The 13,463-nt window shown below is 36.5% G+C and carries 14 protein-coding genes; 4 read left to right on the top strand and 10 right to left on the bottom strand.

What is annotated here, in order from left to right:
• Positions 1 to 95: 95 nt before the first annotated feature.
• From QF028_RS19090 to QF028_RS19100, 3 genes are all read left to right on the top strand, one after another.
• Positions 96 to 356 carry a hypothetical protein gene (locus QF028_RS19090; RefSeq protein ID WP_098933116.1) on the top strand — a complete coding sequence of 87 codons (261 nt, stop codon included), beginning with the start codon at positions 96 to 98 and terminating at the stop codon, positions 354 to 356.
• Positions 357 to 500: 144 nt separating this feature from the next.
• On the top strand, positions 501 to 2,234 hold the full coding sequence (locus QF028_RS19095) for an AAA family ATPase (protein ID WP_429467771.1): 1,734 nt from the start codon (positions 501 to 503) through the stop codon (positions 2,232 to 2,234).
• 65 nt (positions 2,235 to 2,299) lie between these two features.
• Positions 2,300 to 2,782, top strand: coding sequence for a YkvA family protein (locus QF028_RS19100; RefSeq protein ID WP_429467774.1), 483 nt, complete (start codon positions 2,300 to 2,302; stop codon positions 2,780 to 2,782).
• Between the two features lie 24 nt (positions 2,783 to 2,806).
• Here QF028_RS19100 and QF028_RS19105 read toward each other — a convergent pair whose 3' ends face one another.
• Positions 2,807 to 2,923, bottom strand: coding sequence for a YjcZ family sporulation protein (locus QF028_RS19105; protein WP_429467776.1), 117 nt, complete (start codon positions 2,921 to 2,923; stop codon positions 2,807 to 2,809).
• Positions 2,924 to 2,956: 33 nt separating this feature from the next.
• The gene (locus tag QF028_RS19110) at positions 2,957 to 3,052 is read right to left on the bottom strand and encodes a YjcZ family sporulation protein (RefSeq protein WP_026566235.1); all 96 of its coding nucleotides are present in this window, start codon (positions 3,050 to 3,052) and stop codon (positions 2,957 to 2,959) included.
• A gap of 250 nt (positions 3,053 to 3,302) precedes the next feature.
• Between QF028_RS19110 and QF028_RS19115 the strand changes: the two genes are divergently transcribed.
• Entirely contained in the window at positions 3,303 to 4,109 is an 807-nt protein-coding gene (locus QF028_RS19115; RefSeq protein WP_429467779.1) for a glycerophosphodiester phosphodiesterase, read from the top strand.
• Positions 4,110 to 4,173: 64 nt separating this feature from the next.
• Here QF028_RS19115 and QF028_RS19120 read toward each other — a convergent pair whose 3' ends face one another.
• The 8 genes from QF028_RS19120 to QF028_RS19155 all read right to left on the bottom strand — a co-directional run bounded on the left by QF028_RS19120 (position 4,174) and on the right by QF028_RS19155 (position 13,356).
• Complete coding sequence (locus QF028_RS19120) at positions 4,174 to 4,602, bottom strand: CotY/CotZ family spore coat protein (protein ID WP_429467782.1); 429 nt, start codon at positions 4,600 to 4,602, stop codon at positions 4,174 to 4,176.
• Between the two features lie 220 nt (positions 4,603 to 4,822).
• Positions 4,823 to 5,653 carry an undecaprenyl-diphosphate phosphatase gene (locus QF028_RS19125; RefSeq protein ID WP_410881937.1) on the bottom strand — a complete coding sequence of 277 codons (831 nt, stop codon included), beginning with the start codon at positions 5,651 to 5,653 and terminating at the stop codon, positions 4,823 to 4,825.
• A 275-nt stretch (positions 5,654 to 5,928) separates the two neighbouring features.
• Positions 5,929 to 7,134, bottom strand: coding sequence for a coiled-coil domain-containing protein (locus QF028_RS19130; protein WP_429467785.1), 1,206 nt, complete (start codon positions 7,132 to 7,134; stop codon positions 5,929 to 5,931).
• Positions 7,135 to 7,439: 305 nt separating this feature from the next.
• Positions 7,440 to 8,039: a hypothetical protein gene (locus QF028_RS19135; RefSeq protein WP_410881941.1), complete on the bottom strand. Its 600-nt coding sequence runs from the start codon at positions 8,037 to 8,039 to the stop codon at positions 7,440 to 7,442.
• The gene (gene phaQ, locus QF028_RS19140) at positions 8,020 to 8,457 is read right to left on the bottom strand and encodes a poly-beta-hydroxybutyrate-responsive repressor (protein ID WP_214999458.1); all 438 of its coding nucleotides are present in this window, start codon (positions 8,455 to 8,457) and stop codon (positions 8,020 to 8,022) included. The genes QF028_RS19135 and phaQ overlap by 20 nt, the downstream gene beginning before the upstream one ends.
• Positions 8,458 to 8,700: 243 nt before the next feature.
• A complete protein-coding gene (gene ppc / locus QF028_RS19145) occupies positions 8,701 to 11,460 on the bottom strand; it encodes a phosphoenolpyruvate carboxylase (protein WP_429467787.1) in 2,760 nt (919 codons plus the stop codon).
• 178 nt (positions 11,461 to 11,638) lie between these two features.
• Entirely contained in the window at positions 11,639 to 12,817 is a 1,179-nt protein-coding gene (locus QF028_RS19150) for a cadherin-like beta sandwich domain-containing protein (protein ID WP_429467790.1), read from the bottom strand.
• Positions 12,818 to 12,906: 89 nt separating this feature from the next.
• A complete protein-coding gene (locus tag QF028_RS19155; protein ID WP_214732286.1) occupies positions 12,907 to 13,356 on the bottom strand; it encodes a CoxG family protein in 450 nt (149 codons plus the stop codon).
• Positions 13,357 to 13,463 lie beyond the last annotated feature (107 nt).

A 13,463-nucleotide genomic window follows, 5' to 3' on the forward strand; every position in this document is an offset into this window, starting at 1 on the left:
CTTTAATCCCTTGTTCAGAAAGAATATAATGAGAGTACGCGGAAATCATTGTATTAAGGACCGTTCATACATAACCACAACGGAGGTAACGGGAAATGAATATTATAAAAATTGATCAGCAGACCATAAATTTATTGCATAAAGCCTTTGATATTGTTTTAAAGGAGAACAACATTTCTTATAAAAAAATTGGAATTGCTGAAGAAGGCGAACAGCTATTATTTTTGTATGAAGGAAAAGACGAAAAAGTTCATGTTTTTAAATGGAGTAAAGCATCGAGTATAGGTGCAAGTATTGGTGTGATTGCTCAGAGTGTATTGATGCCAATTATTCCACATCTACGTCTATTATCCTAATCTTTATAAAAGACACCACACCTATTCAAAAAAGTGCTGGTGTTTTTTTCATTACGACACAAGAGTTTCCCAACGATTCCCACATCCATTTTTCTGGAAACCCCTTTATAATAGAGTAGTATTCTGTTGAAGGAGATGAAGGCATTGAACCAAAGTATACGAAAAGTTTCAAAGTTTATTCCGCTAATTGCAGCGTTTATATTAGTTATTGCAGGAACGATCTGGGTCGTCCAAACCACAAATAATGAAGTCGCTATTCCCTTCTCTTCTGTTGAGAAAACCATTCAAGATCAACAAGGAAAAGTAGTTAAACTAATTGAAAAACCTGATGGGAGCCTTTATATTCAAACAAGGGAAGGCGAATTTATTTCCCATGTTCCTCCCAATAGTCAAATGTTAGACAAACTGGTTGGAAAATATAATATCGAATATTCATACTCCACTAGCAGTAAATATGGAAAGTGGATTTTGGGTGGTGTTATTCTTCTTCTGGCTGGAGCAGCATTCGCTCTTCAAAAAACAAAGGGCAGCCTCGGATTAAATAATTCAATGAAAAATAGTGTTGCCAATTCTCGCGCGCTTCCTTCTATTAGCTTAAAAGATGTAGGCGGCCTCGGAGACGAAATGAAGGAAGAAATATTACAAACACTTACTACCCTTAAAGAACCGGAACGAGCAACAAAATTAGGAATTAAACCACCGAAAGGCATACTGTTGTACGGACCGCCTGGAACTGGTAAAACCTTACTTGCACAAGCAATTGCTCGTGAACTAAATGCTTCATTTTTTACAGCCAGTGGATCAGCTTTTAATGAAATGTTCATTGGTGTAGGGGCCAGTCGGGTCCGTTCCTTGTTTAAAACGGCTAGAAAGCAAAGTCCAGCTGTTATTTTCATCGATGAAGTAGATGCTCTAGCTGCTAAAAGAAAAGCACATGGTGGCGAGGAAGCAGAAAAAACATTAACTGAATTACTTGTACAGCTTGATGGCGGACATTCAAATGATGGAATTCTATTTATTGCTGCAACCAATAGAAAAGACTTGCTTGATGAAGCCTTTCTGCGACCAGGAAGAATCGACTTCTCTTTTCATGTACCGCTGCCCGATACAAAAGGCAGAAGAGAAATCATTGGTATTCATGCTAAAGGTAAGTCATTTGCTAAAGATGTACTTTCAAAATTAGATGAATTAGCAGAAAGTACCTCTGGTTTTTCAGGCGCAGAGCTTCAGTCCCTTTTTGAAACGGCAAGTAGGAGAGCCGTTCGAAACGGGCAGGATATGATTAAGAAGCATGACCTTGACTATGCCTTGGATAGAACCATCTTAGGGAGTACCTCCCGCTCATTGCAAGACCTTGAAACAAAGCGCAGGGTTGCCATCCATGAAGCAGGTCATGCCATTGTGGCATCGCTAACGAAGCCAGGTTCTGTTAGAAAAGCAACCATTATCCCTCGCGGTGAGGCGTTGGGTTATGTTGCACCCATTCCAAAGGAACTGCACTTGTCGACAACCAGTGACTTACTAGAGCGTGTGGCAATGGTATTAGCCGGCGGAGTTGCCGAAAGAATGCATTTGGGTGAACACAGTATCGGTGTAGGTGGAGACGTGCAGCAGGCAAAACAAATCATTGAACAAATGGTGGATACCGGAATGCTTCAAGAAGGGTTCCAGTTGACCTTCAATAAACAGGATAAAGAAGAAAAAATGCAAGAACTATTTGGAAAAGCATTAGAAAAAGCAGAAAATCTCATTAATAATCATCATAATCAATATCAGCAATTGGTCGAGGCTTTATTAAAGAAAGAAACCCTTGAAGGCTCTGAAATCGAAGATATTGTATGGGGAACGCAGACTATTTTAGATGAAAATATTGTTTAATATAGTAGTAGAAAACCAGGTGCTCATGCGCCTGGTTTTTGTTTTTATTGGTGATTTATTATCTCATGGTTTTTTTAATTTGGTGGAATACTAAGGATGGTCTTTTAAAAAAGGAAGTGGACAGGTTGTTAAGTAAAAAGAAGATTTTTGAAAAAGAGCAGCAAAAATATAATGTCAAAGCTAAAGATTTCCTCGGTGATCAGCAAAAAACACAAGGCTTACTAAACAAAGCAATACAAATGGCAAATGAGAAAAAACAAAACTTAGAAGAAGTTTGGGAAAAATTGCAATTATTTTTTGATCTGGTTAAATCTTATTCGAAGGGTGAATATAAAAATGTCTCTCCTAGTACAATTCTTACCGTTGTCGGAACCCTGCTTTATTTTGTTTCACCACTTGATTTAGTACCAGATTTCATCATCGGGCTTGGCATATTGGATGACGCCGCCTTGATTGGATTTACCGTAAAAAAAATTTCCAGCGAATTAGATGCATTTAATAAATGGAAACGAGCCAATATATTTGCACAAGAAAACCCGCTTGATTAACCAAGCGGGTTCACCTATATATTATTATCTAAAACAAGCTGCACCTACAATAATCAAGAGGATAAATAATACTACGATTAAAGCAAACCCGCCGCCGTAGCCACAGCCACCACCATATCCATATCCACCATATCCAAACATTTTCATGACCTCCTTTTTATATTAATAGAAAACTTAGTAGCACCATGAAGCCCCAATAATGATTAACAAAATAAATAAAACGACTAGTAGGGCGAATCCGCCGCCGTAGCCACCAGCTGCACCAGACATTTACATTACCTCCTTTTCTGATTTCCATATATCCTATTCACATGGATAAAAATGTGCGATAGACACATATCCAAATTACCCAGTTTAAAAAAAAAAGAAGAAGCCCATTCTTAGCAACAAAAAGCAATTGTCAAAATAGAAAAGTATGACCCAGGGGAATTCACTTTTATAAAAATCTCTTCATTTAGTTGACAATTGCCACTGTTTTTCATAACATGTTCACAAATAAATGTAGATTGGAGTCCCAAACTTGAGGAATGCCGCAGCCCTATTGTTTCTGATTTTTATGGTATTTTATCGATTGATGACACGGTTAAGCTTAAAGGATAAACAACACTCTCCCTTGAAAATTGGCCATAGAGGTGCAGCTGGATACTGCCCTGAGAATACATTTGCATCTTTTAAGAAAGCCGTAGACTTAGGTGTAGATTACCTTGAAATCGATGTCCAAATGACAAAAGACGGTGAATTGGTCGTGATTCATGATTCAACCGTTAACAGGACAACGAATGGGAAAGGGAAGGTAAAGGACCTCACCTTGAAGGAAATTCAAAACCTTGATGCAGGAAGTTGGTTCAATAGTAAATTTGCTGGTGAGAAGATCCCTTCCCTCTCTGAGTTTTTCGATGAGTTTGCAGGGAAAATTGGTATTTTACTTGAATTAAAAAAACCCTCACTTAACCCGCAAATGGTGGAAAAGACTGCCGAAGAACTAATCAAAAGAAATTTAACATCAGGAGAAAATCATATAATTATTCAATCATTTGATCGTGGTTCACTTAAACGTTTTCATGAACTGCTTCCTTCCATCCCGATTGGAGTTTTAGTAAAGAATTCGGGTGTGAATATTATTTCAAATAAAGATTTAAGGTCTTTTGCAAGTTATGTTTCTTATGTAAATCCTAAAATAACCATGGTTAATAAAAGGCTTATTAAAAGAATTCATCAACATGGATTAAAAACGATTATATGGACAGCGAAAAAAAAGAATGAGGTCAATACTTTAAAAAATCTACATGTCGAAGGTATTATTACTGACTTTCCAGATTTGTGTTAAGAAAATCGATTAGGGTCTGGGTCTATATTTTATTTCCTGATTAGACCCTAATCTGCTTTTTTTATTAACATTTCGGTTCAACAATGGGCAGTTCCCGATTAACTAATCTGGGGGATAAAGGTTGAATACTGCAAAAACAAGATAGATCCACTAAAATACAGTTATTCGTTTTTATTAATGAAAATACTTCGTCACAAAGGTCTACTGCAAAACCATCTATATCTACAGGCAAAAGCAGCGATAGCTTTGCACAGCAATGCCTTGAATCAAGACTTTCTAATCTGAATACTTGAGTAGTAAAAAATAGACCACTCTTCGTTTTCCCCAATACCTCAAATGGACATTTACTAGTAGAAAGGACAAAGGGAATGGTATCAAACCCAATTTTATCGCATACAAATCGAAAACCTTCAAAGGATAATCTTTGTTGTTCATCTAGCAACTGTTCCATTTCATTACATAAACAATGCTCCTCGCACCGTCCTTTTTCCATGTCTTTCCCTCCTTCCGTCCCGTTGAACAATGCACTTATTTTAAAATATTCTATTCAGCAATTGTGGTATAGGCAACTTTCTTACGGAAAACAGGTAAATGACTAATTATTTCTAGATAGGTTCTTACCCGTTTATGTTTATTTGGGTAAATAAACATAAACATGGCTGCAAAGTTTGAAACAAAAAAAAGCAGCTTACATTTTGTAAGCTGGCTAAAATCTAAAAGAAAATAATATAAAGAATTAATGCCAAAACAATGCGATAAATTGCAAACGGCAAAAGTTTAATTTTGTTAATCAGCTTTAAGAAAAAGCGAATGGATAATAACGCAAAAATAAAGGCACTAATAAATCCAGCAATAAAAAATGGCAAGGCATCAATCGTCATATATTCCCAGTTTTTTAATAAGGAGAGTAAACTTGCACCTGCCATAATTGGCACAGCCATGATAAAGGTAAAATCCGCTGCAGCTCGGTGACTCATTCCCAGTAATACGCCACCTGAGATAGTTGATCCGGAACGAGAAAATCCAGGCCATAAGGATAAACATTGAAATAAACCAACAGCCAAAGCTTGTCCATAGGAAATCTGATCAACTGTTTGTGTTTTCGGATGTTTTGGACCAATAAAATCTGCAAGAATCATTAATATAGCACCAATAACTAAACCAATTAAAACCGTTGCGGTTGAAAATAAGTGGTCATCAATATAGTCATTAAAGAGAACGCCTAAAACACCTGCAGGAATTAAACCGACAATAACTTGTGTTAATTTAAGACGGCCTTGCTCGTTAACAACTTTCTTATTGATGCGGCCTAGACCTAATAAATCAATGAAGCGATCCTTAAAGGTGACGACAACCGCAAGAATCGAACCAAGTTGAATAACAATTTTAAACGTGTTGGCTCCATGCTGTGTCAAAAACTTTTCAGATTGCAACCACATATCATCAACGATAATCATGTGACCTGTGGAGGAAACTGGTGCGAATTCTGTTAAACCTTCTACTAATCCAAGGATAATGGCTTTAATAATCAAAAGTAATTCCATGTTGTGATTTTCTCCTAACCTATTGTGACAGTATCGTAAGTCATGATGATTTACAACCTATTTATTCTACTCATTAACTAACTACTTTGCAATATCTTTTTTTACTTTTACACCTCGTTATTAATAACGAAGTAATTCATGTAATAGTTTCATTTATTTACATTTCGCCATAAACAAAAATGTGATCCGCTAAATTACATGGCCACAAACGACAATTTCCTCTACAACATTTAATTATTAGCAATCAATAAAAAGGAGCGATGCATCGCTTCTTTTTATTGTTTGTCGTTGATGATTCTCATGACACGTCCATTAAATTTCTTTTTATAGTAACCTCCCGTTAAATCTGCAATCGCAATCCCCGTCGAGCTTTGTGAACCAATGAATTTACCTCCACCAAGATAAATCCCCACATGTCCGTCGATTTTATAAGTATCAAAGAATACAAGGTCCCCAGGTCGTGCTTCACTCATTGATACTCTGGTTCCAGTATTTTTCAAAATATCGGTATGGGCACCCACTTTAATCCCTGCCTGTCTGAACGCCCATGCAACAAATCCAGAACAATCAAATCTTCCATTGGCTACATCATAAGAATTTCTTCCCCCGCCAAACACATAAACAGAGTTCCCTATGTACTTATCACCTGCGTGGATGACAATATTATGTACTTCATTTGTGGTAGTTGGTATCGATACATTAATATTAACAGGTTCGGTATTCTCATCCTTAGAGGTAACATTTTTTATTTGTGCTTCCTTTGATGCAAGCGTACCATCTTGCATTTGTAAATCTGCCATTACAGTAAGTTTTTCTTGCTCTTTTAGTTTTAGTTCTTCTTTAAGTGCATCATTTTGCACTTTTTGTTCTATTATCTGTGCTTGCATTCCAACAAGCTCCGTTTTCATGTTTTGCAAATCGTTTAGCTTTTTTACTACGGAGGATTGTTTCATTTGAACTTCTTTTTGGTCCTCTATTTGCTTCGTTACAAGATCTTGGTCCGCTTCTACCAGGGTTGAAACAGCGCCAAGTCGACCCACGAAGTCACTAAAGTTAGAAGCTCCAAGGATGACGTCAATATAACTAACCTTGCCACCACTTGCTTGTAGGGATAGAGCACGTTTTTTTATTATTTCATTCCGTTTATTGATTCTCTCTTGTATATCCATAACTTCTTGCTGAAGAACTTTCACTTTGGACTGTGATGCTTTTACTTTTTCTTCTGTTTGAACTATCATTTTATTATTATCTTTAATTGCCTCATCAACTCTTTTAATTTGTTCCGATAATTTTGTTAATTCATCTTGTACTTGAGAAATTTCCTGATTTGCTTTTGTTATATCTGTCTGAAGACCAGAACGCTGCTCTTCTATACTTTTAATTGTAGGATTATCTGCCTTTGCGTTTACTACTGGCAACAAGAAAACACTCCCTAGTCCCATAATAATTGTGGTACATAGTGCAAATAACTTCTTTTTCAATTTACACCCCTGCCTTCTTAATTCCAATAAAGCAACCCTGTATCATCCTATTTTGTCTTAATTAGAAGTATAACTTCTAAATTTGTCAACTAGGTAATAATAATATTACATTAACATTTCATTAGTAACTTTTGGAAGGGATTTAACAAAGTGTTCATTTTTAGCTTAACTCTAAAGTGCCAACAAAAATAAAAGAACCACAATCTCTTGTTTCTTAAAGAAAAGAGATTGTGGTTCTAATATATAATAAAATTTACCTATGTGGATCCTCAAAGTTGATAATTCCCCTAAGACGGTAAAAATAATTATTGTGGTTTAATGAATTCTTTAAAACTGGATTTGCTTCTGTCAACAAGATTCAAATGAGAATCTCTTGCTAATTTAACATATTCCTTCCTTACCTGGAACCATGCATTTCGACTTTCACGCCCATAAGCTACACTAGATTCTGCACTTTTTTCAAAATTATCTTCCATTTGTTCAACAACATGAAAGATAGATTTAATTGGTGTAAGAGCGAGGTTCTCTAATTGTCCTGAAACCTCTACAAATTGTTTCTTAAGCTCTTCAGTTTCGGGTATTGGTAACACCTCGTCCTTGACATCTTCTTTACCGAATGGTAATTGATGCATCAGTTCTGAGACCATTTCCTTGTTAGTATTTTTCGACTGTTGATACAAATTTGAAACGGATTTCCTAAATTGCTTATTAAATTTGATGACTTCCTTTAATGCATTAATATATGCATCCTCGCCATTTTCCCGTAACTGTTCTGCACGTTCACGTGATAGCTCGAATTGATCCCAAAATGTGTTAACAAATGAACCTACGGCTACCGATTCCTCTGCTGCTTGATTAATTGTTTCTACTGCAGATAGAACCGTTTCATTCTTCTTCTGTGCCATCGTCTTTCCTCCTCTTACTATTATTGACTTTCTCTATGGAATCCTTCTTATGAAATGAAGGAATGTAGAGCTCAAAGAAACTGGAATACATTTTGAAAAATTGATCCAATAATGATTGGTAGGATTCTAGTTGATTGGCATATCCCTTTAAGTATGTGATCCCGGCATTAGTTATGGAGTACCTTCTTTTAGCAGGACCACTCCCGGTAGTATCCCATTCTGATGATAACAGCTCGTCCTTTTCAAGTTGTCTTAACAACCTGTATAAATTTCCCTGATCAAGTGTCTTAAACCCGAATGCCTCTAGCTTCTGGCTAAGTTCATATCCATGAAGAGAAACCTTACTAAGAAGCAATAAAATAAATGGTAGCACAAAATTTTTCGAAGCATTAATTGTTTGATTGTCTTGATTCACCATATCTTAATCACCTCACTCTATATATGTATTTTACACTTATGAGTAATATTTTGTCAACACAGTAAATAAATATGAATAAAAGTACAATAACAACGTTTACTTTTACCTTATTTAGGTAATAAACTAATAAAAATAAGAAGGTGGTGTGAAATGGAATCATCACCTTCGCTTTTGACAGGAAGAAATATATGAAAAAAGCCATAAACTCTTCTTTCGAGAGAGTTTATGGCTTGTCCTTCAATATCAACCAGTATTTCGTAACCCTGCAGAGATCCCACTAATTGTCAGCAAAACTTCAATTAATAGTTCTTCATTAGGTTCTTCTTGATTTCTTAGTTCTTTTATTAATTCAACTTGTAAAAAGTTTAGCGGATCGACATATGGATTTCTTCTATATACCGATTCCTTTATATTAGGTGTATGATCTAACAATTCATTATCACCTGTAATTCTAAGGAGAACTTCTTTTGTTGTTTCGTATTCTTCAAGAATATTAGTAAAAATCCGTTCTGCAATGGTCTGGTCTTTCACAAGGGATAAATATTCTCTGGCTGTCGTAATATCAGCTTTCATTAATGCCATTTGCAGGTTATCAATCGTTGATTGGAAGAACGGCCATTTTTCATACATTTGCTGAAGCATCTGCAAATTTTGTTCTCCTTTAGCTGCAAATCCTGCCAAACCAGTACCTGCTGCGTACCATGCTGGAAGCAATTGACGGCTTTGAGTCCAAGCAAACACCCATGGAATTGCCCTTAAATCTTCAAAGCGGCCCTGATTTTTTCTGCTCATTGGCCTTGAGCCGATGTTTAAGTCTCCGAGCTCTCTTAGTGGTGTCGCTTCCGTGAAGTAGGTAAGGAAATCTGGATCTCCAAATACAAGTGATTGATATTTGGTCAAAGCCAAGCTTGAAATTTCTTCAATCGACTCAACCCATATTGGATCACGTTGAAAACCTTGCTTCGCTTCTTTTGATTTATGTGTTGCCGTTAAGAACAGCGTGGAAGTAGCCTGTTCCAAACTCCGATAAGCAATATCCTCAAGTAAATAGCGTGAAGATAAAACCTCTCCTTGCTCCGTAATTTTAACACCGTCGCCAATTGTTTCTGCAGGTTGAGACAGGATACTTTTATTTAATGGACCGCCGCCACGGCCTAACGAACCACCACGTCCATGGAAGAACTTAAGTCCGATCTGGTACCTCTTTGCCATTTCATGAATTTCAATTTGAGCTTTATATAGTTTCCAGTTAGCTGTCAATGTACCACCATCTTTGCTTCCATCCGAGTAACCAAGCATTATTTCCTGCTGATCCCCCATAATTTGCAAATGATTTCGATAGACAGGCATTTCGAAAAGTGTTTCCATAATTTTTGGCCCAGCGGTTAAATCGTCAATTGTTTCCAGCAATGGAGCCACATGTAAATGACTTTCTAAGGTCCCATCTGCGTGCAGTCGATAAATCCCAGCCTCTTTAGCAAGAACAAGCACCTCTAGTAAATCACTTGGGGATTTTGTCATGCTCACAAGATAAACGGAAATGGACCGCTTCCCGAATTCTTCGTGTGCCTTCTTGATCATTTGGAATACTTTAATCATTTCCTGTGTTTCCGCCGAATAATCTTCATTTAATAATAGAAGCGGGCGAGGATCCTTTAGGATATTTTGCAGGATTTTTAGTTTTTCTTCTTCCGCCAACTCTGCATAATTTTCAGAGATACTGACTTTGCGCAATATTTCGGTCATGGCTGCTTCATGTTCACCACTATGATTCCGAATATCTAGTGTCGCTAAATGAAAACCAAACAATTGAACTTGTCGAATCAGCTTTTGAATAGTCATTAATTCATGTGCTGCTGGATGATGCTGTTTCAAACTTTTTTTAATAATAAATAAGTCTTTTAGTAATTCATCGGAAGATTTATAGCCCAAGTTCGTTTTACCTACTTGTTTTACTCGTTCAATAATGATAGCAAATGCTCGACGGTACACTTCCGTTTGAATTGGCCATTTTTTCTCATCGGATAAATATGTATCTTCTAGTTCAATTAACTTAAGAAGATCATTACTTACCTCCACTCTTGAAGTAGAATGACTGTATCGTTTCATTAAATCAACGAGAACATTTTTATATTTTTTTAAGACGAGTCTTCTTTGCCTATTTAGTGTCTCCCAAGTAACATCGTGTGTAACATTGGGATTCCCATCACGGTCTCCACCGATCCATGATCCAAAACGGAGAAAATTTGGAACTTCCCATTGTGTTTGAGTGTAATTCTTCTCTAAACAATCTGCCACTTCTTGATGGATTTCAGGAAGAACCTCGAAAAGGGTCTGATCAAAATAATATAGTCCGTTTCTCACTTCGTCTAAAACCGTAGGCTTAGTTTGCCGTAATTCATCCGTTTGCCAAAGAATTGAAACTTCATTAAACAAACTCTCTTCAAGCTTTTTTCTTTCTCTACTTGTTAATAACGGATGATCGAGACTTTTTAGGATAACAGCAATCCGCTGCTGAATTTCAAGAATTGAACGCTTAGTTGCCTCTGTTGGATGGGCTGTAATAACGAGTTCAAGTGACAAAGTATTAAGGAGATCTTGAATGACATCTTCCTTAATATTGTTCTCTTTAAGCGAAAGAATAGCACTCTCTATTGAGGCGGGTTGGACAATAGTTTCATCCTCGAGTTGGTACTGCCTCCGTCTACGAATACGATGATTCTGTTCTGCGGCATTAATTAAGTGGAAATACATGGAGAATGCTCGAATAACTTGTTTCCTTAAAGGTGCGCTTAGACTAGCAATTTCTTCCTTTAATGCATCATAGATATCTTGATCAAAATGTTCTCTTAATGTCTTACACATTAAACGTATTTTTTCCACTTTATCCAGTAGTTCGGTCCCACCGTGATTGAGCAGAATCTCACCAAGCATATTTGCCAGTAATTTCACGTCTTGCCGCAACGGAAGACTGCTGTCATTCAATTTCAATTCTATAGTCATACTTCCACCTTCCCTTAATCGAAAATTCGGTAAATTTTTTATTTATTAATATAACATAATTTTTTGCATCATGTTAGAAAATAAGTGCTGTTTTTTAAAAATAAAGTTTATTCTGATTCAAAAAAACCTGCCAAATGCAGGTTTCTTCAAGTAAAAAAAAATATAAAAGTTCTTCATTTTAAGATTCTTTATCAAATACTAGCACATATGTTTTTCGATCATCTTCGTTTGTTACGATAATAGAAATAATCGTTTTCGAGTCGTCTTCTAGCTTAATTGTTTCCTTAGTACTGCCTTCAATCAAAATTTCTGAATTGCTGGATTTTGCAATCGGGTTAAGAGTTACCTCGTCCATATCACTTGACACGGTTACATGGTAGGTAAACTCATCACTCGTAAAGGTGCTATCCCAGGATCCTTCTGAAACTGACAGTGAGGAAAGTAACGCTTTACTTGTTTTTTCTACGGTCAAAGAACTCGCCTGTTGTGATGTTGGTTGGGTAGAATTGGGCCGATTATTTGGTTGCGATGTTGATTGGGAAAGACCCGGTTTATTATTCTGATTTGAATTGGCATTGGCATTGGCATTGGTATTGGTATTGGTATTGGTATTGGTATTGGTATTGGTATTGGTATTGGTTTTAATCTCAGCAGCTGCTCTTGTAATATGTAAGGTATAAATTCTTTTCTCACCATTTTCAGCTGTTACCGCTATAATAATATCCGACTCTCCGACGGGAAGTTCTACTGCAGCACCATCTTTTGTTACTAAAGTTTCATTCACCTTAATAGTTGATGTTGTTTCAACAGATGTAGGTTTAATGGTAATCACAGGAACGTCATTTGGAACAACTACCTTGTAGTCTATACCAGTAGAAGAAAAGTTTGGTGATAACTGCCCTTTTGATAGGATAGTACTTTGCAAGAGATTATTATCATTTTCCGCTCTCATTATAGTCAGGGTATAGGTATTGGTTGAGTTACTGCCATTATCCACAGAAATAATAAATTTATTCTCACCTGTTTGAAGGGAATATGCACCGACAACTCCACTTATAACCGTCTGCCCATTTATTGTAATCGATGAATCTGGATTGCTGCTTTCTACTAATAACTTAATCGATGGAACCTCGTTTTTTACTGTGGCAGAATATTCCTTTGAATCTGCTGAAAACAGCTGGTCTAGCTTAATTCCTTCTATCTCTATTTTTGATAGTTTTCCTTCTTGTTGGTCCTCTTGGACTGGAGACGTATTTGTTTCAGCATATGCTGTTGGTATGTACGTTCCAACCCCCATCCATACCATTGAAATTACAAGCATTACATTTAGGGCTTTGCTTTGAATCGGTTCTTTCATAGTCCATCCTCCTGTCTACTATCTTTGGAGATAGTGGAATTTGGACTAACTTTATCATTCATAGCTTAAGTTTATCTTAAGTTTAATTTTTATCTGCGATGAAATTCTTCTAGCTTTGATGAGATTACTGATGCTACTTCTTCATCCGATTTTTGGAGCGCTTTTTTAAATAGCGAATTTGCTAAGGAGCCCATCGGCCCTGATGCATTGATTTCAAGAAAGCCTGTCACTCGAGTTTTATTTCTATTTAATGCTTTTGCTTCAAAGTAGCCTTCACCCAAATACTTTTCGTTTGCCCTTTTTAATTCAAAACTTACCCTGGCAGGTTCATTCCACTCTTTAATATCAATCAATAAACTAACCTTCTTTTTCATAACGCCGAGGTCACTCTTAAATTCCCAGCAGATTTGACGTTCATTTATTTTTTCATGTTGAATATAACCTGGTACAAGCGGTGCCCAATTATTTTCGTCTCGAATAAAGTCCCAAATCACTTCAATCGGGATATCTAATTCTAGATGTTGCAAATCGCTTAGCATTTGTATCCCTCTTTCGTCGTCAAAGTAAAAGACCTTCAAAGTGCGGAAGGTCCTTTTAAAAAATATATGTGGATTTTTCTGTTTATAGAAGAGGCAAGTAGCAGTTC

Source organism: Neobacillus sp. B4I6, from assembly GCF_050434045.1.
GTDB lineage: Bacteria > Bacillota > Bacilli > Bacillales > Cytobacillaceae > Neobacillus.

Excerpts from the sequence above, each read along its gene's own strand:
- QF028_RS19090 (WP_098933116.1), top strand. The coding sequence starts at position 96 with ATGAATATTATAAAAATTGATCAGCAGACCATAAATTTATTGCATAAA.
- QF028_RS19100 (WP_429467774.1), top strand. The coding sequence starts at position 2,300 with ATGGTTTTTTTAATTTGGTGGAATACTAAGGATGGTCTTTTAAAAAAG.
- QF028_RS19105 (WP_429467776.1), bottom strand. The coding sequence starts at position 2,923 with ATGTTTGGATATGGTGGATATGGATATGGTGGTGGCTGTGGCTACGGC.
- QF028_RS19110 (WP_026566235.1), bottom strand. The coding sequence starts at position 3,052 with ATGTCTGGTGCAGCTGGTGGCTACGGCGGCGGATTCGCCCTACTAGTC.
- QF028_RS19120 (WP_429467782.1), bottom strand. The coding sequence starts at position 4,602 with ATGGAAAAAGGACGGTGCGAGGAGCATTGTTTATGTAATGAAATGGAA.
- QF028_RS19125 (WP_410881937.1), bottom strand. The coding sequence starts at position 5,653 with ATGGAATTACTTTTGATTATTAAAGCCATTATCCTTGGATTAGTAGAA.
- QF028_RS19135 (WP_410881941.1), bottom strand. The coding sequence starts at position 8,039 with ATGGCACAGAAGAAGAATGAAACGGTTCTATCTGCAGTAGAAACAATT.
- phaQ (WP_214999458.1), bottom strand. The coding sequence starts at position 8,457 with ATGGTGAATCAAGACAATCAAACAATTAATGCTTCGAAAAATTTTGTG.
- ppc (WP_429467787.1), bottom strand. The coding sequence starts at position 11,460 with ATGACTATAGAATTGAAATTGAATGACAGCAGTCTTCCGTTGCGGCAA.
- QF028_RS19150 (WP_429467790.1), bottom strand. The coding sequence starts at position 12,817 with ATGAAAGAACCGATTCAAAGCAAAGCCCTAAATGTAATGCTTGTAATT.
- QF028_RS19155 (WP_214732286.1), bottom strand. The coding sequence starts at position 13,356 with ATGCTAAGCGATTTGCAACATCTAGAATTAGATATCCCGATTGAAGTG.